The organism is Streptomyces sp. NPDC092369 (assembly GCF_044755245.1).
Lineage (GTDB): Bacteria > Actinomycetota > Actinomycetes > Streptomycetales > Streptomycetaceae > Streptomyces.
The window spans coordinates 168,826-193,588 of record NZ_JBIVQP010000002.1 but is presented as its reverse complement, the minus strand read 5'-3'; the positions used below and the strand labels follow the sequence as shown (position 1 = coordinate 193,588).

The 24,763-nt window shown below is 69.9% G+C and carries 25 protein-coding genes; 15 read left to right on the top strand and 10 right to left on the bottom strand.

The window, feature by feature from the left end:
* Nucleotides 1-132 precede the first annotated feature (132 nt).
* Genes pgl through tkt form a run of 5 tightly spaced genes read right to left on the bottom strand, consistent with a single transcriptional unit; the run spans nucleotide 133 to nucleotide 6,770 of the window.
* Nucleotides 133-915: a 6-phosphogluconolactonase gene (pgl, locus tag ACIQI8_RS10545; protein WP_402347097.1), complete on the bottom strand. Its 783-nt coding sequence runs from the start codon at nucleotides 913-915 to the stop codon at nucleotides 133-135.
* Nucleotides 912-1,991, bottom strand: coding sequence for a glucose-6-phosphate dehydrogenase assembly protein OpcA (opcA, locus tag ACIQI8_RS10540; protein WP_402347095.1), 1,080 nt, complete (start codon nucleotides 1,989-1,991; stop codon nucleotides 912-914). The genes pgl and opcA overlap by 4 nt, the downstream gene beginning before the upstream one ends.
* Nucleotides 1,988-3,526, bottom strand: a complete 1,539-nt coding sequence (zwf, locus tag ACIQI8_RS10535) for a glucose-6-phosphate dehydrogenase (RefSeq protein ID WP_402347093.1) — start codon at nucleotides 3,524-3,526, stop codon at nucleotides 1,988-1,990. The genes opcA and zwf overlap by 4 nt, the downstream gene beginning before the upstream one ends.
* 4 nt (nucleotides 3,527-3,530) lie before the next feature.
* Nucleotides 3,531-4,649: a transaldolase gene (gene tal / locus ACIQI8_RS10530; RefSeq protein ID WP_402347091.1), complete on the bottom strand. Its 1,119-nt coding sequence runs from the start codon at nucleotides 4,647-4,649 to the stop codon at nucleotides 3,531-3,533.
* 33 nt (nucleotides 4,650-4,682) lie between these two features.
* Nucleotides 4,683-6,770 (bottom strand): transketolase, encoded by a 2,088-nt coding sequence (gene tkt / locus ACIQI8_RS10525; RefSeq protein ID WP_402347089.1) that lies wholly within the window; start codon nucleotides 6,768-6,770, stop codon nucleotides 4,683-4,685.
* 407 nt (nucleotides 6,771-7,177) lie between these two features.
* Between tkt and ACIQI8_RS10520 the strand changes: the two genes are divergently transcribed.
* From ACIQI8_RS10520 to ACIQI8_RS10505, 4 genes are all read left to right on the top strand, one after another.
* Entirely contained in the window at nucleotides 7,178-8,164 is a 987-nt protein-coding gene (locus tag ACIQI8_RS10520) for a heme o synthase (RefSeq protein ID WP_402347087.1), read from the top strand.
* Between the two features lie 80 nt (nucleotides 8,165-8,244).
* On the top strand, nucleotides 8,245-8,604 hold the full coding sequence (locus ACIQI8_RS10515) for a hypothetical protein (protein ID WP_402347085.1): 360 nt from the start codon (nucleotides 8,245-8,247) through the stop codon (nucleotides 8,602-8,604).
* Between the two features lie 276 nt (nucleotides 8,605-8,880).
* Complete coding sequence (locus tag ACIQI8_RS10510) at nucleotides 8,881-9,987, top strand: amidohydrolase family protein (protein WP_402347083.1); 1,107 nt, start codon at nucleotides 8,881-8,883, stop codon at nucleotides 9,985-9,987.
* Nucleotides 9,988-10,062: 75 nt separating this feature from the next.
* Complete coding sequence (locus ACIQI8_RS10505; RefSeq protein ID WP_402347081.1) at nucleotides 10,063-10,809, top strand: nucleotidyltransferase domain-containing protein; 747 nt, start codon at nucleotides 10,063-10,065, stop codon at nucleotides 10,807-10,809.
* Here ACIQI8_RS10505 and ACIQI8_RS10500 read toward each other — a convergent pair.
* From ACIQI8_RS10500 to ACIQI8_RS10485, 4 genes are all read right to left on the bottom strand, one after another.
* Nucleotides 10,764-11,783: a heme A synthase gene (locus ACIQI8_RS10500; protein WP_402347079.1), complete on the bottom strand. Its 1,020-nt coding sequence runs from the start codon at nucleotides 11,781-11,783 to the stop codon at nucleotides 10,764-10,766. The two genes, ACIQI8_RS10505 and ACIQI8_RS10500, sit on opposite strands and share 46 nt — an antisense overlap.
* An 83-nt stretch (nucleotides 11,784-11,866) precedes the next feature.
* Nucleotides 11,867-12,583 carry an ABC transporter permease gene (locus tag ACIQI8_RS10495; protein ID WP_402350345.1) on the bottom strand — a complete coding sequence of 239 codons (717 nt, stop codon included), beginning with the start codon at nucleotides 12,581-12,583 and terminating at the stop codon, nucleotides 11,867-11,869.
* A gap of 47 nt (nucleotides 12,584-12,630) precedes the next feature.
* Nucleotides 12,631-13,554 carry an ABC transporter ATP-binding protein gene (locus ACIQI8_RS10490; protein WP_402347077.1) on the bottom strand — a complete coding sequence of 308 codons (924 nt, stop codon included), beginning with the start codon at nucleotides 13,552-13,554 and terminating at the stop codon, nucleotides 12,631-12,633.
* A gap of 10 nt (nucleotides 13,555-13,564) precedes the next feature.
* Complete coding sequence (locus ACIQI8_RS10485) at nucleotides 13,565-14,416, bottom strand: aminoglycoside N(3)-acetyltransferase (RefSeq protein WP_402347075.1); 852 nt, start codon at nucleotides 14,414-14,416, stop codon at nucleotides 13,565-13,567.
* A gap of 171 nt (nucleotides 14,417-14,587) precedes the next feature.
* On the opposite strand from ACIQI8_RS10485, the gene ACIQI8_RS10480 reads away from it, so the two are divergent.
* From ACIQI8_RS10480 to ACIQI8_RS10445, 8 genes are read left to right on the top strand one after another with little or no spacing between them, the layout of a single operon-like run.
* Nucleotides 14,588-15,340: a helix-turn-helix domain-containing protein gene (locus ACIQI8_RS10480; RefSeq protein WP_124004475.1), complete on the top strand. Its 753-nt coding sequence runs from the start codon at nucleotides 14,588-14,590 to the stop codon at nucleotides 15,338-15,340.
* Nucleotides 15,337-16,761: a Fe-S cluster assembly protein SufB gene (gene sufB, locus ACIQI8_RS10475; protein WP_280877149.1), complete on the top strand. Its 1,425-nt coding sequence runs from the start codon at nucleotides 15,337-15,339 to the stop codon at nucleotides 16,759-16,761. The genes ACIQI8_RS10480 and sufB overlap by 4 nt, the downstream gene beginning before the upstream one ends.
* Nucleotides 16,762-16,817: 56 nt before the next feature.
* Nucleotides 16,818-18,002: a Fe-S cluster assembly protein SufD gene (gene sufD / locus ACIQI8_RS10470; RefSeq protein WP_402347072.1), complete on the top strand. Its 1,185-nt coding sequence runs from the start codon at nucleotides 16,818-16,820 to the stop codon at nucleotides 18,000-18,002.
* Nucleotides 18,002-18,343: a bifunctional 3-phenylpropionate/cinnamic acid dioxygenase ferredoxin subunit gene (locus ACIQI8_RS10465; protein WP_402347070.1), complete on the top strand. Its 342-nt coding sequence runs from the start codon at nucleotides 18,002-18,004 to the stop codon at nucleotides 18,341-18,343. The genes sufD and ACIQI8_RS10465 overlap by 1 nt, the downstream gene beginning before the upstream one ends.
* A 7-nt stretch (nucleotides 18,344-18,350) precedes the next feature.
* A complete protein-coding gene (gene sufC, locus ACIQI8_RS10460) occupies nucleotides 18,351-19,115 on the top strand; it encodes a Fe-S cluster assembly ATPase SufC (protein ID WP_402347068.1) in 765 nt (254 codons plus the stop codon).
* The gene (locus ACIQI8_RS10455) at nucleotides 19,112-20,386 is read left to right on the top strand and encodes a cysteine desulfurase (protein WP_402347066.1); all 1,275 of its coding nucleotides are present in this window, start codon (nucleotides 19,112-19,114) and stop codon (nucleotides 20,384-20,386) included. The genes sufC and ACIQI8_RS10455 overlap by 4 nt, the downstream gene beginning before the upstream one ends.
* A 16-nt stretch (nucleotides 20,387-20,402) precedes the next feature.
* A complete protein-coding gene (gene sufU, locus ACIQI8_RS10450; protein ID WP_401728054.1) occupies nucleotides 20,403-20,870 on the top strand; it encodes a Fe-S cluster assembly sulfur transfer protein SufU in 468 nt (155 codons plus the stop codon).
* Nucleotides 20,867-21,199: a metal-sulfur cluster assembly factor gene (locus tag ACIQI8_RS10445; protein ID WP_402347064.1), complete on the top strand. Its 333-nt coding sequence runs from the start codon at nucleotides 20,867-20,869 to the stop codon at nucleotides 21,197-21,199. The genes sufU and ACIQI8_RS10445 overlap by 4 nt, the downstream gene beginning before the upstream one ends.
* 72 nt (nucleotides 21,200-21,271) lie before the next feature.
* Here ACIQI8_RS10445 and ACIQI8_RS10440 read toward each other — a convergent pair whose 3' ends face one another.
* The gene (locus tag ACIQI8_RS10440; protein ID WP_402347062.1) at nucleotides 21,272-22,111 is read right to left on the bottom strand and encodes an AbfB domain-containing protein; all 840 of its coding nucleotides are present in this window, start codon (nucleotides 22,109-22,111) and stop codon (nucleotides 21,272-21,274) included.
* A gap of 268 nt (nucleotides 22,112-22,379) precedes the next feature.
* Between ACIQI8_RS10440 and ACIQI8_RS10435 the strand changes: the two genes are divergently transcribed.
* The 3 genes from ACIQI8_RS10435 (at nucleotide 22,380) to dapD (ending at nucleotide 24,706) form a co-directional block, all read left to right on the top strand.
* The gene (locus ACIQI8_RS10435; protein WP_402347060.1) at nucleotides 22,380-23,195 is read left to right on the top strand and encodes an SAM-dependent methyltransferase; all 816 of its coding nucleotides are present in this window, start codon (nucleotides 22,380-22,382) and stop codon (nucleotides 23,193-23,195) included.
* A gap of 66 nt (nucleotides 23,196-23,261) precedes the next feature.
* Nucleotides 23,262-23,582 carry a DMT family transporter gene (locus ACIQI8_RS10430; RefSeq protein WP_401728048.1) on the top strand — a complete coding sequence of 107 codons (321 nt, stop codon included), beginning with the start codon at nucleotides 23,262-23,264 and terminating at the stop codon, nucleotides 23,580-23,582.
* A gap of 134 nt (nucleotides 23,583-23,716) precedes the next feature.
* Nucleotides 23,717-24,706, top strand: a complete 990-nt coding sequence (gene dapD / locus ACIQI8_RS10425) for a 2,3,4,5-tetrahydropyridine-2,6-dicarboxylate N-succinyltransferase (RefSeq protein WP_402347058.1) — start codon at nucleotides 23,717-23,719, stop codon at nucleotides 24,704-24,706.
* The last annotated feature ends 57 nt before the right edge of the window (nucleotides 24,707-24,763 follow it).

Sequence of the window (24,763 nt, the reverse complement as noted above, 5' to 3'; positions counted from 1 at the left end):
TTTGGGGGGTTGGGGTGGGCGTGTGGAGTTTGCCTCTTCCGTTTCTTCTTGTTTGTTTCTCCCCTCTGTGGGGGCGCGGGCGGCTCCTCCCCCCCCCCCCCCCCCCCCCGCCTCGTGTCGATCAGACGCCGGTCACGGGGACGCCGGTGGATACAGCGACCGCGGCAGCTGCGAGGCCGCCGCCGCGTCCAGGAGCCACAGCGTGCGGGCCCGCCCGTACGCGCCGGCCGCCGGGGCCTGGATCTCGCCCGCGCCGGACAGCGCGATCGCCGCCGCCTCGGCCTTGTCCTCGCCCGCCGCGAGCAGCCACACCTCACGGGCCGCGCGGATGGCCGGCAGGGTCAGCGAGACCCGGGTCGGCGGGGGCTTCGGCGCGCCGTGCACCCCGACCACCGTGCGCTGCGTCTCCCGCACCGCCGGCAACTCCGGGAACAGGGACGCCACATGGGTGTCCGGACCGACGCCCAGCATCAGCACGTCGAAGGTCGGCACCGAGCCGTGGTTCTCCGGGCCCGCGGCCCGCGCCAGCTCCTCGGCGTAGGCCTCGGCCGCCGCCTCGACGTCGTCGCCGTACGGACCGTCGGACGCGGGCATGGCGTGCACGCGCTTCGGATCCAGCGGTACGGAGTCCAGCAGGGCCTCGCGGGCCTGCGTGTCGTTCCGCTCCGGGTCGCCCTGCGGCAGGAACCGCTCGTCGCCCCACCACAGGTCGAGCCGACCCCAGTCGACCGCGTCCCGGGCGGGCTGGCCGGCGAGGGCCGCGAGCAGCCCGTTGCCGTTGCGTCCACCGGTCAGCACCACGGACGCATAGCCCCGGGAGGCCTGCGCGTCCACGATCTTCGTGATGAGCCGGGCCGCTGCGGCCTGCGCCATCAGCTCCTTGTCGCGGTGCACGACCAGCTGCGGAGTGTTCACTTCGCCGCCGCCTTCTTCTTCACCGGTGCCTCCGCTTCCGCTTCCGGCCCGGCAGTTTCCGCAACGCCCTCGTCAGGGGTTTCGTCTTTGGCCCGTGCTCCTTTGGCCGGCGACTCCACCTCCTCGGCGGGCAGTACGGCGACCGCCGAGGGCGCGTTGAGCCGGTCCACCCCGAACCGCAGCGCCGAGGCGTAGGTGTCGTCCGGGTCGAGCCGGCGCAGCTCCTCCGCGATCAGCTCGGCCGTGTCCCGGCGCTTGAGCGCCACCGCACGGTCGGGCTGACCCTGGATGGAGAGCGTCGCCAGCGAGCCGTCCGCCCGGTCGAGCACGATCGGCCCGCTGTCGGTGTGCATGCGCACCGCCGTCAGACCGGGGCCCGACGACAGCGACCGCTTCACCGGCACGTCGAGGCGGTCGGCGAGCCACATCGCCAGCAGCTCGCAGCTCGGGTTGAACTCCTCGCCCTCCACCTCGACCGTCTCGACCTCGCAGACGACCTGGTCGAGTGCGGCGGCCAGCATCGAGCGCCAGGGCGTGATGCGGGTCCAGGAGAGGTCGGTGTCGCCCGGGGTGTAGGTGTCGGCGCGGGCCGTGAGGTCCCGTACCGGCTGCTCCGAGGCGTAGGTGTCCGTCACCCGGCGCTGGGCGAGGGCGCCCAGGGGGTCGCTCGCCGGATCGAGGGGCGCGTTCACCGGCCACCAGACCACCACCGGGGCGTCCGGCAGCAGCAGCGGCAGGACGACCGACTGGGCGTGGCCCGCCACTTCGCCGTACAGCCGCAGGATCACCGTCTCACCGGTGCCCGCGTCCGCGCCCACCCTGACCTCGGCGTCCAGGCGGGACGCGGTGCGGTCGCGGGGTGAACGGGAGACGCGCCTGACGACCACCAGGGTGCGCGAGGGGTGCTCGTGCGAGGCGTCGCCCGCCGCCTTGAGGGCGTCGTACGCGTTCTCCTCGTCCGTGACGATGACCAGCGTGAGCACCATGCCGACGGCCGGTGTGCCGATCGCCCGGCGGCCCTGCACCAGCGCCTTGTTGATCTTGCTGGCCGTGGTGTCCGTGAGGTCTATCTTCATGGCCGGCGCCAGCTCCGTCCGTCTCGCTCGAGCATCTCGTCCGCCTCGACGGGGCCCCAGGTCCCGGACGGGTACTGGGCGGGCTTGCCGTTGGTGTCCCAGTACTCCTCGATCGGGTCGAGGATCTTCCAGGACAGCTCGACCTCCTCCGTGCGCGGGAAGAGGTTCGAGTCGCCCAGCAGGACGTCGAGGATGAGGCGCTCGTACGCCTCGGGGCTGGACTCCGTGAAGGACTCGCCGTACGCGAAGTCCATGGAGACGTCCCGGATCTCCATCGAGGTGCCCGGCACCTTGGAGCCGAAGCGGACCGTGACGCCCTCGTCCGGCTGGACGCGGATCACGATCGCGTTCTTGCCCAGCTCCTCCGTCGCCGTGTGGTCGAAGGGGGAGTGCGGGGCGCGCTGGAAGACCACCGCGATCTCGGTGACGCGCCGACCGAGCCGCTTGCCGGTGCGCAGGTAGAAGGGGACGCCCGCCCAACGACGGTTGTCCACCTCGACCTTGATCGCCGCGTAGGTGTCGGTCTTCGACTTGGGGTCGATGCCGTCTTCCTGGAGGTAGCCGACGGCCTTCTCGCCGCCCTGCCAGCCCGCCGCGTACTGTCCGCGCACGGTGTCCCGGCCCAGGTCCTTCGGCAGCTTGACCGCGCCGAGCACCTTGGTCTTCTCGGCGGCCAGCGCGTCCGCGTCGAAGGAGGCCGGCTCCTCCATGGCCGTCAGGGCCATGAGCTGGAGCAGGTGGTTCTGGATGACGTCACGGGCGGCGCCGATGCCGTCGTAGTAGCCGGCCCGGCCGCCGATGCCGATGTCCTCGGCCATGGTGATCTGCACGTGGTCCACGAAGGACCGGTTCCAGATCGGCTCGAACATCGTGTTGGCGAAGCGGAGCGCCAGGATGTTCTGGACGGTCTCCTTGCCGAGGTAGTGGTCGATGCGGAAGACCTGGTCGGGGGCGAAGACGTCCTCGACGGTCGCGTTGAGCTCCTCGGCCGACTTCAGGTCGTGGCCGAAGGGCTTCTCGATGACCGCGCGCCGCCAGGAGCCACCGGTCTGGTCGGCCAGACCGTGCTTCTTGAGCTGCTGGATGACCACCGGGAAGGAGCGCGGCGGCACCGACAGGTAGAAGGCGAAGTTGCCGCCCGTGCCCTGTGCCTTGTCCAGCTCCTCGATGGTGCCGCGCAGTCGTTCGAAGGCCTCGTCGTCGTCGAAGGTGCCCTGGACGAAGCGCATCCCCTGGATGAGCTGCTGCCAGACCTCCTCGCGGAACGGGGTGCGGGCGTGCTCCTTGACCGCGTCGTGGACCTCCTGCGCGAAGTCCTCGTTCTGCCACTCGCGGCGGGCGAACCCGACCAGGGAGAAGCCCGGCGGCAGCAGACCTCGGTTGGCGAGGTCGTACACGGCGGGCATGAGCTTTTTGCGTGACAAATCGCCCGTGACACCGAAGATGACCAGGCCCGACGGCCCCGCGATACGCGGGAGCCGTCGGTCGGCGGGGTCACGGAGCGGATTCGCTCCGGAACCGGCAGTAGGAGCCAAGGCCTCAGCCCTCCGAGGGGGCGAGGCGCTGGAGCTCCGCCTCGGTCGAGTCGAGCAGGTCGGTCCAGGACGCCTCGAACTTCTCGACGCCCTCGTCCTCCAGGACCTGGACCACGTCGTCGTACGCGATCCCGAGCTTCTCGATGGCGTCGAGGTCGGCGCGGGCCTGTACGTACGTGCCGGAGATCGTGTTGCCGGTGATCTCGCCGTGCTCCTCGGTGGCCTGCAGGGTCGCCTCCGGCATGGTGTTCACCGTGTTCGGCGCCACCAGGTCGTCGACGTACAGGGTCGGCTTGTAGGCCGGGTCCTTGACACCGGTCGAGGCCCACAGCGGACGCTGCTTGTTGGCGCCCGCGCTCTCCAGGGTGCTCCAGCGAGGAGTGGAGAAGACCTCCTCGTACGCCTGGTAGGCCAGACGCGCGTTGGCGACGGCGGCCTTGCCGCGCAGCGCCAATGCCTCGTCGGTGCCCAGCGCGTTGAGCCGCTTGTCGATCTCGGTGTCCACGCGGGACACGAAGAAGGACGCCACCGAGTGGATCTTCGACAGGTCCAGGCCACGCTCCTTGGCCTTCTCCAGGCCGGCCAGGTAGGCGTCCATGACCGCGCGGTAGCGCTCCAGCGAGAAGATCAGCGTCACGTTCACGCTGATGCCGAGGCCGATGACCTCGGTGATCGCCGGCAGACCCGCCTGAGTGGCCGGGATCTTGATCAGCGTGTTGGGGCGGTCCACCAGCCAGGCCAGCTGCTTGGCCTCGGCGACGGTCGCCTTGGTGTTGTGCGCCAGGCGCGGGTCGACCTCGATCGACACGCGGCCGTCCTGGCCGTCGGTGGCGTCGAAGACCGGGCGCAGGATGTCGGCGGCGTCGCGGACGTCCGCCGTGGTGATCATGCGGATGGCCTCTTCGACGGTGACCTTGCGCGCGGCGAGGTCCGACAGCTGCTGGTCGTAGCCGTCGCCCGACGAGATCGCCTTCTGGAAGATCGTCGGGTTGGTGGTGACGCCCACGACGTGCTGCTGGTCGATCAGTTCCGCGAGGTTGCCGGACGTGATCCGCTTGCGCGACAGGTCGTCCAGCCAGATCGCGACGCCCTCCTCGGAGAGGCGCTTGAGTGCGTCTGTCATGGAATTACATCTCCTACGTGTCGTGGGTGGGCGTCAGCGCTGGGCGGCGGCGATGGACTCGCGGGCCTTGGCGGCCACGTTCTCGGCAGTGAACCCGAACTCCTGGAAGAGCACCTTGCCGTCGGCCGAAGCACCGAAGTGCTCCAGGGAAACGATGCGGCCGGCGTCCCCGACGAACCGGTGCCAGGTGAGACCGATGCCCGCCTCCACCGAGACCCGCGCGCGCACGCTCGGCGGCAGCACGCTGTCCCGGTACCCCTGGTCCTGGTCCTCGAACCACTCCACGCAGGGCATGGACACGACCCGGGTCGGCACCCCGTCCGCCTGGAGCTGCTCGCGCGCCTCGACGGCGACGTGCACCTCGGAACCGGTGGCGATCAGGATGACCTCCGGCTCGCCGCCCTCGGCCTCGAACAGGACGTAACCGCCCTTGGCCGCGTCCTCGTTGGCGTCGTACGTCGGCACACCCTGGCGGGTCAGCGCCAGGCCGTGCGGGGCGCCCTCGCCGAAGACCTTGGTGTAGCGGCGCAGCACCTCGCGCCAGGCGATCACCGTCTCGTTGGCGTCGGCCGGGCGGACCACGTTCAGGCCCGGGATGGCGCGCAGCGAGGCCAGGTGCTCGACCGGCTGGTGGGTCGGGCCGTCCTCACCCAGACCGATGGAGTCGTGCGTCCACACGTACGTCACCGGCAGGTGCATCAGCGCCGACAGCCGTACCGCGTTGCGCATGTAGTCGGAGAAGACGAGGAACGTACCGCCGTAGACACGGGTGTTGCCGTGCAGGGTGATGCCGTTCATCTCGGCGGCCATCGAGTGCTCGCGGATGCCGAAGTGGATCGTGCGCCCGTAAGGGTCCGCCTCCGGCAGCGGGTTGTCGGCCGGCAGGAACGAACTGTTCTTGTCGATGGTCGTGTTGTTCGAGCCGGCGAGGTCGGCGGAGCCGCCCCACAGCTCGGGGATCACGGCACCGAGCGCCTGGAGCACCTTGCCGGACGCGGCACGGGTGGCGACAGCCTTGCCCGTCTCGAAGACCGGGAGCTTCTCCTCCCAGCCGGTGGGCAGCTCACCCTTGGCGATGCGGTCGTACTCGGCCGCGCGCTCCGGGTTGGCGGTGCGCCACTGCTGGTACGACGGCTCCCACGCGGCCTTCGCCTCGCGGCCCCGCTCCAGCGCCTGGCGGGTGTGCTTGAGGACCTCGTCGGAGACGTCGAAGGACTTCTCCGGGTCGAAGCCCAGGACGCGCTTGGTGGCCGCGACCTCGTCGTCGCCGAGCGCCGAGCCGTGCGCGGCCTCGGTGTTCTGCGCGTTCGGCGCGGGCCAGGCGATGATCGAGCGCATCGCGATGAACGACGGCTTGTTCGTCACCTTCTTCGCGGCCTCGATGGCGTTGTAGATCGCGTGCGGGTCGATGTCGCCGTCCGGCTTCGGGGCGACACGCTGGACGTGCCAGCCGTACGCCTCGTAGCGCTTGACGGTGTCCTCGGAGACGGCCGTCTCCGTGTCGCCCTCGATCGAGATGTGGTTGTCGTCCCACAGCAGGATCAGGTTGCCCAGTTCCTGGTGGCCGGCCATCGAGGACGCCTCGGCGGAGATGCCCTCCTGGAGGCAGCCGTCACCGGCGATCGCGTAGATGAAGTGGTCGAAGGGGGACTCGCCCTGCGGCGCGTCCGGGTCGAACAGGCCGCGCTCGTAGCGGGCGGCCATGGCCATGCCCACGGCGTTGGCGACACCCTGGCCCAGCGGGCCGGTCGTCGTCTCGACACCCTTGGTGTGGCCGTACTCCGGGTGCCCGGGAGTCTTCGAACCCCAGGTCCTGAAGGACTCCAGGTCGCTCAGCTCCAGGCCGAAGCCGGCCAGGTAGAGCTGCGTGTAGAGGGTCAGGGACGAGTGGCCGGCGGACAGCACGAAACGGTCGCGCCCGACCCACTGGGGGTCGGCCGGGTCGTGCCGCATCACCTTCTGGAAAAGGGTGTACGCGGCAGGAGCCAGGCTCATCGCCGTACCAGGATGGCCGTTGCCGACCTTCTGTACGGCATCGGCGGCCAGGACGCGGGCGGTGTCCACGGCCCGCTGGTCCAACTCGGTCCACTCGAGGTCTGTTGTGGTCGGCTTGGTGCTCACCCTGAGTCAGGGCTCCTCTCCACATGTCACACATGTCGAATGCCGGTGCAGTCGAATGCCGGTGCACGGGGGCGCCCACCGGCCGTTGTCGAGCCTACCCCTGTAAGAACGTGCATTTTTTCGAGTCATTCCAGACTGCCGGGACTATCGAGGATCCGCCTCCCGACTGGTCCGGATCGCATTCGGCAACTGAATACGGAGCCGTTCGTCGGACTGCTCAATCGAGCTGTCGTGCGATCTTCCGGAAGGCCGATGAGAGGTCCCTGCGCTCCTGGTGGGGGACCCCTGCCAACACGACCCGACCCCCGCGAGTTCCGGGGTATGGGCAACGTCTAGAGTGGCGTGGTACGCGCGGGCCTTTACCGGGACTTCACACGGGGGAGGCTTGCTGGGATGTCTCTGTAGGGGTGTGCGTGACGGCCGTCGAATCCCGTCCAGCGGATGGGGGCACCTCCCACGCCCTTAAGGCAGTGGGGGAGCTCGGTGCGAGCCAGAGCCCGAGTCACCGGCCGTTCGGGGCCCGTGTCAAGGCGTTCGTGGCGCTGACCAAGCCGAGGATCATCGAGCTCCTGCTCATCACCACCGTTCCGGTGATGTTCCTCGCCCAGCAGGGCGTGCCCGATCTGACCCTGGTGCTGCTGACCTGCCTCGGCGGCTACCTCTCGGCGGGCGGCGCCAACGCGCTGAACATGTACATCGACCGCGACATCGACGCCCTGATGGACCGCACCTCGCAGCGCCCACTGGTCACCGGCATGGTCAGCCCGCGCGAATGCCTCGCCTTCGGCATCTCGCTCGCGATCGGCTCCACCCTCCTGTTCGGTCTGACCGTCAACTGGCTGTCGGCCTGGCTCTCCCTCGGGGCGCTCCTCTTCTACGTCGTCGTCTACACGATGATCCTCAAACGCCGTACCTCGCAGAACATCGTGTGGGGCGGCATCGCCGGCTGCATGCCGGTGCTGATCGGCTGGTCCGCGGTCACCAACTCCATGTCGTGGGCGCCGGTCATCCTCTTCCTCGTCATGTTCTTCTGGACGCCGCCGCACTACTGGCCGCTGTCCATGAAGGTCAAGGACGACTACGCGCGCGTGGGCGTGCCGATGCTGCCGGTCGTCGCCTCCAACAAGGTCGTCGCCAAGCAGATCGTCATCTACAGCTGGGTGATGGTGGGCGTCTCCCTGCTGCTGACCCCCCTCGGCTACACGGGCTGGTTCTACACGTCCGTCGCCCTGGTGGCGGGCGGCTGGTGGCTGTGGGAGGCGCACGGCCTGCAGAACCGGGCGAAGGCCGAGGTGACGGGCGGCAAGCTCAAGGAGATGCGGCTGTTCCACTGGTCCATCACCTACGTCTCGCTGCTGTTCGTGGCGATCGCGGTGGACCCCTTCCTGCGCTGACGCCCGCGCCCTCCTGTTCCGACGTACGTCACAGCGCCCTGCCCTCGCCAGTCGATCTACCGGTGAGTAGCATCCTGGCCATGGCAGACACGCAGCAGGAAGACACCCAGAAGGCGGACGCGAAGACCGACGCGAAGGCCGAGCGCAAGGTCGCGAAGCTCGCCAGGCGGATCGACGCCTTCGCCAAGGCGCACGGCGGTGCCGAGGGCCAGGTGGCCTACATCGGCGAGCGCGGCGCCCGCATCGTGCTGGTCGGCGAGGACGGCGGCTGGGGCGACCTGGTGGCCTCCTCCTACGAGCTCGCCGAGCAGGCCGTGGCGAAGTCCGGCATCACCGTCCACGAGTCCTTCGACGGCGAGTTCGCGGCGAAGGTGAGGACGGGTCCGTACGAGTGGACCCGCATGGCCGGCATCCAGGTCGGCGGACCGAGCAACGGCTGACATCCTTCGGCGATTCGCCCGGGGTGTGTCCAGGGCCTGTCTGACAATTCCCGTCGTCGCCCGTAGGGCGGCCGCGCGGCGTCAGGTGCGTGCTCTCGGCGGGCCGGGCGTGGGCCCTCGTACTGGACGTACTTGGGTCTGCGCCCGGTGCGGCGAGAGTGCGTGCATGGCGTCGCGCGGCAGACGGGAATTGTCAGACAGGCCCTAGCAACACCTCGCAGCCGGTTCACCCGTTAGGACCTGTACGGAGTGCACGGTCCAGTACGGGGAGTCCGGATGATCGAAACGCCGTCCCTCGTGGACCAGTACTGCCACGGTGTCCTCAGAACAGAGTTGGGTCTGGGTACCTTCGAGGCCCAACTCGCCCGTACCGAGGGCCCGCCCGCGCCCGGCACGACCCTCTTCGACACCCAGACGGGCTTCGCCGTACGCCGCTGGTGTCCGCCGCTGCTCGATCTGGAACCGCACTGCCCGCCCGCCCGCTATCTCGCCCGGCGCCGTGAACTGGGCGTGCTGGAAGCGGGCCGCAGACTGCTGCGGGGCAGCGGCATCACCACCTACCTGGTCGACACCGGACTGCCCGGCGACCTCACCTGCCCCGACGAACTGGCCTCGGCCGGGGCCGCCGAGGCCCGCGAGATCGTCCGGCTGGAGTTACTCGCCGAGCAGGTCGCCGACACCTCCGGCACCGTCGAGTCCTTCCTGGCCAACCTGGCCGAGTCGGTGCACGGCGCCGCCGCGAACGCGGTCGCCTTCACCTCCGTCGCCGGCCTCCGGCACGGACTGGCGCTGGCGCCCGAGCCGCCCGGTCCCGGCGAGGTGCGGGGCGCGGCCGGACGGTGGCTGGCCGGACGCCGGGTCGGCGGTGAGCTGAGCGATCCGGTCCTGCTGCGCCACCTGCTGTGGATCGCCGTCGCCTCGGGGCTCCCGCTCCAACTGCACGCGGGCCTGGGGGAGCCCGGGGCCCGTATCGACCGCACGGACCCGGTGCTGCTGACGGACTTCGTCCGCGCCACGGCCGGTCTCGGTACCGACCTGGTCCTCCTGCACGGCTACCCCTACCACCGCCACGCCGCCCACCTCGCCGGCGTCTTCCCGCACGTGTACGCCGACTCCGGTGCCGCCCTCGTGCGCACCGGCGCCCGCGCCGCGACGATCCTGGCCGAGATCCTGGAGCTGACCCCCTTCGGCAAGATCCTCTTCTCCAGCGGCGCCCACGGCCTGCCCGAACTCCACGTCGTGGCCGCCCGCCTCTTCCGCGAGGCCCTCGGCCGGGTCCTGGGCGACTGGGTCGCCGAGGGGGCGTGGTCCCTGGCGGACGCGCAGCGGGTGGCGGGCATGGTCGCGGCGGGGAACGCGCGGCGGGTGTACGGATTGGAGTGAGCGCAGGCGCACGGCCGGTAACGCGCGCGGGCGCAAGGGGTGTACGCGCCGCGGTGATCTGTCCAGACTGTCGGGGTGACGACGACCGACGCTCTGCTCGACCGTTTCCTCGACGACCTGACCCCGCTGCGCCCCATCGCCGTGTGGGCGCACGGATCCCTCGCGGGCGGCGACTACCAGGAGGGCCGCAGCGACCTGGACCTGATCGCGGTCCTGGACCGGCCCGCGGCCCTGGGCACCGTATGGCGGATCGCGACGCTGCATCCCCGGCTGCGCGCGGCCGAACCGCTGGCCGTCAAGCTGCACTGCAGCTATCTGACGCCCGCGCCCACGGCCGACACCGACCGTGCCCATCTCACCTGGGCGCACGACCAGTTGATGCGCCGCCCGGTCACCCCGGTCACGCGGCGTGAACTGCACGCGTTCGGGCGGGTGCTGCACGGTCTCGCGCCCGCGGACCTGCTTCCGCCGGTGTCGGACCGGGAGTTGGCCGACTTCGTCGTGCGCGATCAGCGGGAATTCTGGCGGCCGAACGTGGACCGGGCGCGCCAGTGGACCGAGGATCCCTGGGTGGACGTAGGGATGACGACCTTCGCCCGCGCGAGTGCCACCCTGAGGGACGGGCGGCTGATCACCAAGCGCGAGGCGCTCGACCTGCTGCCCGAACTGGGGGCGCCCGTCGAGGTGGTGGAGGACATCAGGCGACGGCGGTACGCGGAGCGGCCGGTGCCGGTCGCGGCGGAGTGGGCGCTGCGGCGGGCCGAGTTGACCCGGAGCTACCTGGGACCGGCGATCGACGGACTGGTGGCCGCGTACGCCTGATCCGGCAACTCGACCTCTGCGTCCGGCCGTTCCCGCATCGCCAGCAGCACCCGCAGCACCGCGATCCACACCAGGCCCGAGCCGAGCATGTGCAGACCGACCAGGAACTCGGGGAGGTTGGTGAAGTACTGGACGTAGCCGATGACGCCCTGGGAGAGCAGGACCAGGAAGAGGTCGCGGGTGCGGTGCAGTGGGCCCTGGGGGGCGTCGACCGCCTTGAGGACGAACCACAGGGCGAAGGTCAGCGTGACCACGATCCACGCCAGCACCGCGTGCAGCTTGCTGACCGTCTCCCAGTCCAGCGGCATCCGCTCGACCTCGCTGGAGTCGCCCGCGTGCGGCCCCGAGCCGGTCACCACCGTGCCCACCGCGATCAGCAGCACGGCGGCGGCGACCAGGAACCACACCATCTGCCGCACCGGCTGACCCACCAGTGGACGGGGCTCACCGTCGCCCTCGCGGGTGCGCTGCCACATCACCGTGGCGACCGCGATGAGGCCGGAGGAGAGCAGGAAGTGCGCGGCGACCGTGTACGGGTTGAGGCCGACCAGCACCACGATGCCGCCGAGGATCGCGTTGCTCATGACGATCCAGAACTGCGCCCAGCCGAGCCGGGTCAGCGAGCGCCGGTAGGGCTTCTCGGAGCGGGCGGCGATGATCGCCCAGCCGACGGCCGCGCACAGGACGTAGGTCAGCATGCGGTTGCCGAACTCGATCACGCCGTGCACGCCCATCGCGCCGGTGGTGGTGAGCGAGTCGTCGGTGCACTTGGGCCAGGTCGGGCAGCCGAGCCCGGAGCCGGTCAGCCGCACCGCGCCGCCGGTGACCACGATCACCACCGACATGACGAGGGCGGCGAGGGCCGCCCGCCGGACCGTCCGAGGGGTCGGCGTCCAACGTGCGGCGATGAAGGCGAGGGGGTTGCGCGCGGCGGACAGAGCGTCGGCGAGGGTCAGGTTCGGCACGCGCACCATCGTAGGGCGCCGCTTGTGCACGTATTCACGAGGGTCCGGGATGGGGCGCGTGCTCCTGCTCACTCCCTTGCTCACGCCCGTGCTCACTCCCAGCGGAAGAACCTGCCGGCCGCCGCGAGTCCCACGACCGCCCACACCGCGAGGATCCCCAGGTCGCCCCACGGCATGCCCGCCCCGTGCTGGAGCACGTCCCGCAGGCCGTCCGAAAGGGCCGAGATGGGGAGCAGGCCCAGGACGTCCTGGGCGCCCTGCGGGTACTTGTCCATCGGCACGATCACCCCGCCGCCCACGAGCAGCAGCAGGAAGACCAGGTTGGCGGCGGCCAGTGTCGCCTCCGCCTTGAGGGTGCCGGCCATCAGCAGGCCGAGGCCCGAGAAGGCCGCGGTGCCCAGGACCAGGAGGAGCAGGACGGCCGCCGGGTTGCCGTGCGGGGACCAGCCGAGCGCGAAGGCGATCACCGTCAGCAGGATGATCTGGAGGATCTCCGTCACCAGCACCGACGCCGTCTTCGCGGTCATCAGACCCCAGCGCGGGAGCGGGGAGGAGGCCAGCCGCTTCAGGACGCCGTAGCGGCGCTCGAAGCCGGTGGCGATGGCCTGGCCGGTGAACGCCGTCGACATCACGGCGAGCGCCAGGATGCCGGGGGTCAGGAAGTCGACGGACTTGCCGGCGCCCGTGTCCACGATGTCCACCGCGCTGAACAGCACCAGCAGGAGGGTGGGGATCACGACGGTGAGCAGCAGCTGCTCGCCGTTGCGCAGCAGCATCTTGGTTTCCAGGGCCGCCTGGGCCGCGATCATGCGGGGGAGCGGGGCGGCGCCGGGCCTCGGCGTGTACGTACCGGCACTCACGAACGCAGCTCCTTGCCGGTCAGCTCCAGAAAGACGTCTTCGAGGGTGTGCCGCTCCACCGAGATGCGGTCCGGCATCACTCCGTGCTGCGCGCACCAGGACGTCACCGTCGCGAGCAGCTGCGGGTCGACCTTGCCGCCGACGCGGTAGGAGCCCGGGGTCAGTTCGACGGCCGTGCAGTCGGCGGGGAGGGCCTTGAGCAGGGAGCCGACGTCGAGGCCCGGGCGGCCGGTGAAGCGCAGGGTGTTCTCGGCGCCACCGCGGCACAGCTCCTCGGGGGAGCCGTGGGCGATGACCCGGCCGGCGTCGATGATCGTCACGTCGTCGGCGAGCTGCTCGGCCTCGTCCATGTAGTGCGTGGTGAGGATGACCGAGACGCCGTCCGTGCGCAGGTCGCGCACCAGGTCCCAGGTCGCGTGCCGGGCCTGCGGGTCAAGGCCCGCGGTCGGCTCGTCCAGGAACACCAGCTCCGGGCGGCCCACGACCGCCATCGCGAGCGCGAGCCGCTGCTGCTGGCCGCCGGAGAGGCGACGGTAGGTGGTGCGGCCGCAGCCGCCGAGGCCGAGCCGCTCGATCAGGGCGTCCACGTCCAGCGGATCGGCGTGCAGCTTCGCCACGTGCCGCAGCATCTCGTCGGCCCGCGCGCCCGAGTACACCCCGCCGGACTGCAGCATCACGCCGATCCTGGGGTGCAGCTCACGGGCCTGACGCACCGGGTCGAGGCCCAGGACGCGCACCGTGCCGGAGTCCGGTCTGCGGTACCCCTCGCAGGTCTCGACCGTGGTCGTCTTGCCCGCGCCGTTCGGGCCGAGCACGGCGGTCACGCCCGCCCGGGCCGTCAGGTCGAGGCCGTCCACAGCGGTTTTGCTGCCGTACCGCTTCACCAGGGCCTGAACCTGGACCACGGGCTCACTTCGCATGATGGCGAGTCTAGGTACGCGGTCCGCGCCCCGGACGGGCGGGTGCAGGATCTCCACCCACGGACAGCTCCTCCTCGCGCGGCCGGTGCAGCGCGAGCCACCGCTCGGCGTACGCCACCGCGTCCGCGACCGGGAACAGCCGCGCGTCGGCCGCGCCCACCTTCCCCCGTACGACGGGACGGTCCCGCTCGAAGTCGTGGCCCAGCTCGTCGAACCGCTCCGAGCTGATCGACACCTCGGTCACCGTCTCCCAGCCCCCGCCCGGCGCCGGGCGTCCGACCGGGACCAGCGGGGACGGGATGCGGTACTCGGCCAGGTGGAAGCTCGTGCACGCGTCGTAGCCGGCCCCGAGCAGCAGCACGCGCGCGTCCAGCTCTTCCAGGCGGGCCAGCGGGCTGCGCTCGCCGAGCCGGCAGTCCGGCGCGTGTCCGTCGACGATCCGCGCGGCCTGCGGGCCGAGCGCCGCGAACGAGGTCTGGGGGTGCGCGCTGCGCAACGCGCCCGGCCAGCGCCGTACGGTCTCCGGGATCACGCCGACCCCGCGCGAGGGCGTGATCAGCGGGTCGTAGTCGGGCATCGAGGCCCGGATGCCGTCCCACCACTCCTCCGGCACCGGCGGATTTCCCCACAGCGCCGGGTCCGAGAGGTCGCCGGACTGGGTGGGGACGGCCAGCGTGCCGCTCGAACCGAGCGTGTCGAGAATTCCTTGGACGACCGCCACGGCACCCCCGCAGACCCAGCCGAGAGCGCTGAGGGAGGAGTGCAGAAGGAGGGTCTCGCCGGTCTCGACACCCAGCAGCCGCAGCTGTGTGGCGACTGTGTCGCGGGTGACAAGTGGGCCGGTCGGAGGGGGTATCGCCATGGTTCCGGAGTGTCGCGCACGGCGTCCCGCGGCGCCACCGAATTGGCCGCGCCTGATCGATCAAAGATCGTTTGCGCAGGTCAGATTAGGTATGCCTAAGTGACGCAGGGCACCGTCCGGCGGCCGGGACGTGGGTTGCCCGGTCCTGAGGAATTACGCAACAATGGCGTTGTGAAAAACGTCGGCGAGGCTCGGGAGACCCCCACGGGGGCCCCTCAGGAGGAGCTCGCGACCGGTGAGCGGTCCACCCGCAACCGCGTCGCGCGATCCATCCTGGACCACGGCCCGTCGACCGTCGCCGCGCTCGCCGAGCGGCTCGGGCTGACCCAGGCCGCCGTGCGGCGCCACCTGGACGCCCTGGTCGCCGACGACGTCGTCGAGGCCCGCGAGCAGCGGGTGTACGGGGCACGGACCCGCGGACGTCCGGCGAAGGTCTTCGCCCTCACCGACTGCGGCCGGGACGCCTTCGACCAGTCCTACGACAAGCTGGCCGCGGACGCCCTGCGCTGGATCCAGGAGCGGTTCGGCGGGGACGAGGCGGTCGTCGCCTTCGCCCGCGCGCGGATCGCCGAGCAGGCCGCCGCCTACCGCGCGGCCATCGAGGCCGCCGCCCCCGAGGAGCGGACCGAGGCCCTGGCCAGGGCGCTGAGCGCGGACGGGTACGCTGCTACGGCGCGCAGCGCGCCCCTCCCGCAACAGGGTGAGCAGCTCTGCCAGCACCACTGCCCGGTGGCCCACGTCGCGGAGAAGTTCCCACAGCTCTGCGAGGCGGAGACGGAGATCTTCTCCCAACTGCTCGGAACCCACGTCCAGCGACTGGCGACCATCGCGCACGGCGACGGCGTCTGCACGACGTTCATCCCCAAGATTTCCCAGATCACCCATAACGCATCTGCACGTACCGCCGGGAGGAACCCCGCATGACGCTCCCCATCGAGGAGACCGCCCACCCCGAGCTTGAAGGTCTGGGCACGTACGAATACGGCTGGGCCGACTCCGACGTGGCCGGTGCCTCCGCCAAGCGCGGCATCAACGAGGACGTCGTCCGGGACATCTCCGGCAAGAAGAACGAGCCGGAGTGGATGACCAAGCTCCGGCTCAAGGGCCTGCGCCTGTTCGAGAAGAAGCCCATGCCGAACTGGGGCTCCGACCTCTCCGGCATCGACTTCGACAACATCAAGTACTTCGTGCGCTCCACGGAGAAGCAGGCGGAGTCCTGGGAGGACCTGCCCGAGGACATCAAGAACACGTACGACAAGCTCGGCATCCCCGAGGCGGAGAAGCAGCGCCTCGTCGCGGGCGTCGCGGCCCAGTACGAGTCCGAGGTCGTCTACCACCAGATCCGCGAGGACCTGGAGGAGCAGGGCGTCATCTTCCTGGACACCGACACCGCGCTGAAGGAGCACCCGGAGCTCTTCAAGGAGTACTTCGGCACCGTCATCCCGGTCGGCGACAACAAGTTCGCGTCGCTCAACACGGCCGTATGGTCCGGCGGTTCCTTCATCTACGTGCCGAAGGGCGTGCACGTCGAGATCCCGCTCCAGGCCTACTTCCGCATCAACACGGAGAACATGGGCCAGTTCGAGCGGACGCTGATCATCGTCGACGAGGACGCCTACGTCCACTACGTCGAGGGCTGTACGGCGCCGATCTACAAGTCGGACTCCCTGCACTCCGCGGTGGTCGAGATCATCGTGAAGAAGGGCGCCCGCTGCCGCTACACGACCATCCAGAACTGGTCGAACAACGTCTACAACCTGGTCACCAAGCGCGCCGTCGCCTACGAGGGCGCGACCATGGAGTGGATCGACGGCAACATCGGCTCCAAGGTCACCATGAAGTACCCGGCCGTCTACCTGATGGGCGAGCACGCCAAGGGCGAGACCCTCTCCATCGCCTTCGCGGGCGAGGGCCAGCACCAGGACGCCGGCTCCAAGATGGTCCACATGGCGCCGAACACCTCCTCCAACATCGTCTCCAAGTCGGTGGCGCGCGGCGGCGGCCGTACCTCCTACCGCGGTCTCGTCGAGATCGGCGAGGGCGCCCACGGCTCCAAGTCGAACGTGCTGTGTGACGCGCTGCTCGTCGACACGATCTCCCGCTCGGACACGTACCCCTACGTGGACGTCCGCGAGGACGACGTGTCCATGGGCCACGAGGCGACCGTCTCCAAGGTCTCCGAGGACCAGCTCTTCTACCTGATGAGCCGCGGTCTGAGCGAGTTCGAGGCGATGGCGATGATCGTGCGCGGCTTCGTCGAGCCGATCGCCAAGGAGCTGCCGATGGAGTACGCCCTCGAGCTCAACCGGTTGATCGAGCTGCAGATGGAAGGCTCGGTCGGCTGACCCCGGCCACCGGCCCGCACACGTCCTGACATCAGAAAGCGAGCACTACGACAGCCATGGCTGAGGCTCAGAACTCCACGGTGGGGTCCTCCACCACCGCCGGATCGATCGCGGTGGCCGCCGAGTCGACCGTCGCCACGCGCATGAGCGCGCCCCCGTCCTTCGACGTGGCGGACTTCCCGGTCCCCCACGGCCGCGAGGAGGAGTGGCGGTTCACGCCGCTGGAGCGGCTGCGCGGGCTGCACGACGGCACCGCGGTCGCCACCGGCACCGGCGTCAAGGTCGACGTGGTGGCCCCCGAGGGCGTCACCGTCGAGACCGTCGGCCGCGACGACGCGCGCCTCGGCAGGGCGGGCACCCCCGTGGACCGCGTCGCCGCCCAGGCGTACTCGGCGTTCGAGCAGGCCGGCGTGATCACCGTCCCCAAGGAGACGGTCCTCGCCGAGCCGATCCGGATCGCCGTGCACGGCGAGGGCGGGGTCGCCTACGGCCAGCAGGTCGTGGAGCTCGGAGCCTTCGCCGAGGCCGTCGTCATCATCGACCACACCGGTGACGCGGTGCTCGCCGCCAACGTCGACTACGTCCTCGGGGACGGCGCCAAGCTGACCGTCGTCTCCGTCCAGGACTGGGACGACAAGGCGGTGCACGTCGGCCAGCACAACGCGCTGATCGGCCGCGACGCCACCTTCAAGTCGTTCGTCGTCACCTTCGGCGGCGACCTCGTACGGCTGCACCCGCGCGTCGCCTATGCCGGTACCGGCGGCGAGGCCGAGCTGTTCGGGCTGTACTTCACCGACTCCGGCCAGCACCAGGAGCACCGCCTCCTCGTCGACCACAACACCCCGCACTGCAAGTCCAACGCGATGTACAAGGGCGCGCTCCAGGGCGAGGGCGCCCACGCGGTGTGGATCGGTGACGTGCTCATCGAGGCCACGGCCGAGGGCACGGACACGTACGAGATGAACCGCAACCTGGTTCTCACGGACGGCGCCCGGGTCGACTCGGTGCCGAACCTGGAGATCGAGACCGGCGAGATCGTCGGCGCGGGCCACGCCTCGGCGACCGGCCGCTTCGACGACGAGCAGCTCTTCTACCTGATGGCCCGCGGCATCCCGGCCGACGAGGCCCGGCGCCTGGTCGTCCGCGGCTTCTTCGCCGAGCTGGTCCAGCAGATCGGTGTCGACGACATCGAGGCGCGGCTGCTGGAGAAGATCGACGAGGAGCTGGAGGCGTCGCTCTGATGACCGCCTCTTCGACGTTCCTGCGCGCCTGCGGGCTGAGCGAGCTGGAGGAGGACACCCCCAAGCGGGTGGAACTCGACGGCACGCCGGTCTCGGTCGTGAAGACCGAGGGGGAGGTGTTCGCGATCAACGACATCTGCTCGCACGCGAACGTCTCGCTCTCCGAGGGCGAGGTGGAGGACTGTCAGATCGAGTGCTGGCTGCACGGCTCCGCGTTCGACCTCCGCACCGGCAAACCGTCCGGCCTGCCCGCGACGCGCCCCGTCCCCGTATACCCCGTAAAGATCGAAGGGGGCAGCGTCTTCGTTGACGTACGCGCCTCCCTCACCCAGGAGTCCTGAGGAACCCATGGCAACGCTTGAAATCCACGACCTGCACGTCACCGTCGAGGCCGACAACGCCACGAAGGAGATCCTCAAGGGCGTCGACCTCACCGTGAAGCAGGGCGAGACGCACGCCATCATGGGCCCGAACGGCTCCGGCAAGTCGACGCTCGCCTACTCGCTCGCGGGCCACCCCAAGTACACGATCACCGGCGGCACCGTCACCCTCGACGGCGAGGACGTCCTGGAGATGTCCGTCGACGAGCGCGCCCGCGCGGGCCTGTTCCTGGCGATGCAGTACCCGGTCGAGATCCCCGGTGTCTCCGTCTCCAACTTCCTGCGCACCTCCGCCACCGCCGTCCGCGGCGAGGCCCCCAAACTGCGGACGTGGGTGAAGGAGGTCAAGGAGACCATGGAGCGGCTCCACATGGACCCCGCCTTCGCCGAGCGCAACGTGAACGAGGGCTTCTCCGGCGGTGAGAAGAAGCGCCACGAGATCCTCCAGCTGGAGCTGCTCAAGCCGAAGATCGCGATCCTCGACGAGACCGACTCCGGCCTGGACGTCGACGCCCTGCGCGTCGTCTCCGAGGGCGTCAACCGGGTCCGCGAGACCGGCGAGGTCGGCACCCTGCTGATCACGCACTACACGCGCATCCTGCGCTACATCAAGCCCGACTTCGTGCACGTCTTCTCCGGCGGCCGGATCGTCGAGTCCGGCGGCGCCGAGCTCGCCGACAAGCTGGAGAACGAGGGCTACGAGGTCTACACGAAGGGTGGCGTATCCGCGTGACACAGACGCCGGGCCTCCTCACGGGTACTTCCCAGCTGCTCGACGAGGCGATCCGCAAGGACTTCCCCATCCTGGACCGCACGGTCCACGACGGTAAGAAGCTCGTGTACCTGGACAACGCGGCGACCTCGCAGAAGCCGCGCCAGGTGCTCGACGCCCTGAACGAGTACTACGAGCGCTACAACGCCAACGTCCACCGCGGTGTGCATGTGCTCGCCGAGGAGGCCACGGCGCTGTACGAGGGCGCGCGTGACAAGGTCGCCGAGTTCATCAACGCGCCCTCCCGCGACGAGGTGATCTTCACCAAGAACGCCTCCGAGTCGCTCAACCTCGTGGCCAACATGCTGGGCTGGGCCGACGAGCCCTACCGGGTGGACCACGAGACCGAGATCGTCATCACGGAGATGGAGCACCACTCCAACATCGTGCCGTGGCAGCTGCTCTCGCAGCGCACGGGCGCGAAGCTGAAGTGGTTCGGCCTGACCGACGACGGCCGGCTCGACCTGTCGAACATCAACGAGATCATCACCGAGAAGACGAAGATCGTCTCCTTCGTGCTGGTGTCGAACATCCTCGGCACGGTCAACCCGGTCGAGGCGATAGTGCGCCGTGCGCAGGAGGTCGGCGCGCTGGTCTGCATCGACGCCTCGCAGGCCGCGCCGCACATGCCGCTGGACGTGCAGTCGCTGCAGGCCGACTTCGTGGCCTTCACCGGCCACAAGATGTGTGGTCCGACCGGCATCGGCGTTCTCTGGGGCCGCCAGGAGCTCCTGGAGGACCTGCCGCCCTTCCTCGGCGGCGGCGAGATGATCGAGACGGTGTCGATGCACTCGTCGACGTACGCCCCGGCCCCGCACAAGTTCGAGGCGGGTACGCCCCCGATCGCGCAGGCGGTCGGTCTGGGCGCGGCGATCGACTACCTCTCCGCGATCGGCATGGACAAGATCCTCGCCCATGAGCACGCGCTCACGGAGTACGCGGTCAAGCGCCTGCTGGACGTCCCGGACCTGAAGATCATCGGCCCGACGACGGCCGAGGAGCGGGGTGCGGCGATCTCCTTCACGCTCGGCGACATCCACCCGCACGACGTGGGCCAGGTCCTCGACGAGGAGGGCATCGCGGTCCGGGTCGGCCACCACTGCGCACGGCCGGTCTGCCTGCGGTACGGAATTCCTGCGACCACGCGAGCGTCGTTCTATCTGTACTCCACGCCGGCCGAGATCGACGCACTGGTCGACGGACTGGAGCACGTACGGAACTTCTTCGGCTGAGGGGCTGGCTGGAATCGTGAAGCTGGATTCGATGTACCAGGAAGTCATCCTGGACCACTACAAGCACCCGCACGGGCGGGGCTTGCGGGATGGCGACGCCGAGGTGCACCACGTGAACCCGACGTGCGGCGACGAGATCACCCTCCGAGTGAAGTACGACGGCTCGACCATCGAGGACGTCTCGTACGAGGGTCAGGGCTGCTCGATCAGCCAGGCCAGCGCGTCCGTCCTCAACGACCTGCTGGTCGGCAAGGACCTGACCGAGGCCCGGCGGATCCAGGAGACCTTCCTGGAGCTGATGCAGTCCAAGGGCCGCATCGAGCCCGACGACGAGATGGAGGAGGTGCTGGAGGACGCGATCGCGTTCGCCGGTGTCTCCAAGTACCCGGCACGGGTGAAGTGCGCCCTCCTGAGCTGGATGGCGTGGAAGGACGCGACGGCCCAGGCCCTGGGCGGAGCCGAAGCCGAAAGGAAGACCGCATGAGCGAGACGATGGAGATCAAGCCCGCCTCCGAGGAGGAGGTCCGCGAGGCCCTGCTCGACGTGGTCGACCCCGAACTGGGTATCGACGTCGTCAATCTCGGCCTCATCTACGGCGTGCACATCGACGACGCCAACATCGCGACCATCGACATGACCCTGACCTCGGCGGCCTGTCCGCTGACCGACGTCATCGAGGACCAGGCCAAGTCCGCCACGGACGGCCTCGTCAACGAGCTGCGCATCAACTGGGTCTGGATGCCGCCGTGGGGTCCGGACAAGATCACGGACGACGGGCGCGAGCAGCTTCGGGCGTTGGGGTTCAACGTCTGAGCGCGGCACCCGGCACGGACACGGCAGACGGCCACACCCCGAGGGGGTGTGGCCGTCTCGTTGTTCGGTGTGTCAGGCGAGCCCGTCCACCAGCAGGAACGCCGAGTCGGCCTGGTACTGCGACGACGAGCGTTGGTGACCGTACTCGCTGTCCAGGACGAGCTGGAAGTTCTGGTGGCGCAGGTAGCGGCCGGGGTAGTTCACCGACTCCAGCATGATCGCGCCGGTGATCGAAGAAGCGCGGCGGCAGAAGGTCGCGTCCTGCTTGAACAGGGCCGAGCCGTCGTTGCGCTCGGCGCGCAGCACGAAGTCGCGGTGGCGCAGATAGGTGCCGTCGGCCGTGGCGAACGAGTAACAGTCGGCCTTGGCAAGGCCCTTGACCAGCTTGAAGGTGGCGTCCTTGCGGGCGGCGGCCGAGGTGATCGGGTCGAGCTTCACGTAGTCGCCGCTCACGTGCCAGTAGCGGTCCGGGTAGTTGACCGAGCGGACGGACTTCCAGGTGCCTGTGGGTTTCGGCTTGCTGGACGAAGTCGCCTTGTGCGTCGGTGACTTGGACGGCTTGGCGCCGCCGGCCGGGGACGCGGAGGCGGGTGCGGCGGGCGTGGTCCGCGCGGTCGACTGGCCGACCTTCCCGCCGGGCGCCGAGGCGCCGGTGTCGGAGGGCGAGGCGAAGGTGATCAGCCCCGGTTCGGTCGCGGTGCTGGCGGACGGGGCCGGCGACCTCGCGGCATGTGACGGTCCGTCAGACGCCTTCTTCATGAAGGCGATCGCCATCACGCAGGTGATGACCGTGGCCAGGGCCAGCACGCCGGCCAGCCAGAGTCTTCGGGTGCCGGGCGTCCGTGAGGTGTCGGGGGCCCAGCCGTTCTCCCAGGGTTGGTTCCGCGGGGGCCGGGGTGTGTTTTCTGGCATGCGCTGTTCCTCCAGCGGCGCCAAAGGCGGCGGCCGGGGGTGTGAGGGTGAGGTGAGTGACCGGTGAAACCCTAGTGGAGTCGTGAGGTGCCCGGGAACCGTTTCAGGGAGCGGTTTCTATGAATATTGAACCTCCCTCTGTTGTGAACCGCTGTACACGCCAGGCCTGTTGCGGCATATGTTGTGCCTTGAACCAGCCCTGACCTGAACAGCACCGCTCCTGCCTCTGCCCACGGCCCACGCCCTCCCGAAAGACGGAACGCCTCCCATGACCGACCAGGCCAGCACCCCCGGATCCGCGGACCCGCAGAAGATCGACACGTCCGTGCCGCACTCGGCACGGATCTGGAACTACTGGCTGGGAGGCAAGGACAACTACCCGGTCGACGAGATGGCCGGCGACGCCTACACGGACGTCTTCCCCGGCATCGTCACCATCGCCCGCAGCAGCCGCGCCTTCCTGGCCCGCAACATCACCTACCTGGTCGCCGAGGCGGGCATCCGGCAGTTCCTGGACGTCGGCACCGGCCTGCCGACCGCCGACAACACCCACCAGGTCGCCCAGCGCATCGCGCCCGAGGCCCGGATCGTGTACGTCGACAACGACCCGATGGTCCTGGCCCACGCGCACGCGCTGCTCTACTCGACGCGCGAGGGCGTCACCGACTACATCGACGCGAACGTGACGGACACGCCCCGCATCCTGGAGGCCGCCGCGCGCACGCTGGACCTGTCCCAGCCGACCGCGCTGATCCTCAGCAACATCCTCGGGCACGTCGCCACGCACAAGGAAGCACTCTCGATCGTCACCAGCCTGATGAGCGCGCTGCCGTCCGGCAGTTACCTCTCCATCAACGACGGTTCGGCGGGCATCGACCCGGCCTTCGAGCAGGCTCAGGACGCGTACAACGAGAGCGGCGCGGTCCCCTACAACCTGCGTACCGTCGAGGAGATCACCGCCTACTTCGACGGCCTTGAGCTGCTGGAGCCCGGCGTCGTCTCCGTCCCGCTGTGGCGGCCGGACACCACCGACCCGGAGCCCAAGGTCATCGGCGAACACGGGGGTCTCGCCCGCAAGCCGTGACCGGGACGCGGACGTGACCCGGGGCAGGGTCAGGGGGCCGGCGGAACGGTACGTACGCTCGTACGCATGGGATACCTGTTGCTCGGTGCGGCGATCGCCGCCGAGGTGGGCGCCACGACCGCCATGAAGTACAGCGAGGGCTTCAGCAGGCTGTTGCCCTCGCTGCTGACCGTCCTCGGGTACGTCGTGTCCTTCCTGCTGCTCGCACAGACCCTCAAGACCGTCTCGGTGGGCACGGCCTACGCGATCTGGTCCGGGATCGGCACCGCGGCCATCGCCACCATCGGCATGCTCTTCCTGGGAGAGGGGATGACGGCGACCAAGGCCGCCGGGATCGCGCTGATCATCGTCGGGGTCGTGGTGCTCAACATGGGGGGCGCGCACTGAGGTCCGGGCGGCGAGAGTGCGTGCGGGGCGTCGCGCGGCGGACGGGAATTGTCAGACAGGCCCTCGCGCTCGCACCCTGAGACACCCGCGGTGCTGGTTCGCCTCCGCGGGCCCTCGCCGGTTAGGTTGCCCTCATGACCGACACGACTGCACCCAGCACCACCGGGGCGGTGGCCGCCGGCCTCGCCACGATCGCCGCCGACGGCACTGTTCTCGACACCTGGTTCCCCGCGCCCGAACTGGCCGCCGAGGCCGGACCGTCCGGCACCGAGCGGCTGTCGGCCGAGCGGGCCGTGGAGCTGCTCGGCGCGGGTGCGGCGAAAGCGGTCGGGCCGGACGCGCGGCGTGGCGTCGAGGTGATCGCGGTCCGTACCGTCATCTCCTCCCTGGACGCGAAGCCGATCGACGCCCACGACGTCTACCTGCGCCTCCACCTGCTCTCGCACCGGCTGGTCCAGCCGCACGGCCAGAGCCTGGACGGCATGTTCGGCTTCCTCGCCAACGTCGCCTGGACCTCGCTCGGCCCGGTCGCCGTGGACGACGTCGAGAAGGTGCGGCTCAACGCCCGCGCCGAGGGGCTGCACCTCCAGGTGACGTCCATCGACAAGTTCCCGCGCATGACGGACTACGTGGCCCCCAAGGGCGTCCGCATCGCCGACGCCGACCGGGTCCGCCTCGGCGCGCACCTCGCGGACGGCACCACCGTCATGCACGAGGGCTTCGTGAACTTCAACGCCGGCACGCTCGGCACGTCGATGGTCGAGGGCCGTATCTCCGCCGGTGTCGTGGTCGGCGACGGCTCGGACATCGGCGGCGGCGCGTCCACGATGGGCACGCTGTCCGGCGGCGGCAACGTCCGCATCACCATCGGCGAGCGCTGCCTGGTCGGCGCGGAGGCGGGCGTCGGCATCGCGCTCGGCGACGAGTGCGTGGTCGAGGCCGGCCTCTACGTCACCGCCGGCACCCGCGTCACGATGCCCGACGGCCAGATCGTCAAGGCCCGCGAACTCTCCGGTGCCTCCAACATCCTCTTCCGCCGCAATTCCGTCACCGGCACGGTCGAGGCCCGCCCGAACAACGCGGTGTGGGGCGGGCTCAACGAGATCCTGCACAGCCACAACTGACGTCGGCGATACGGCAGTTGGGTGAGCGCCCGGCCGGGCACCACGGCCGGGCGCTCC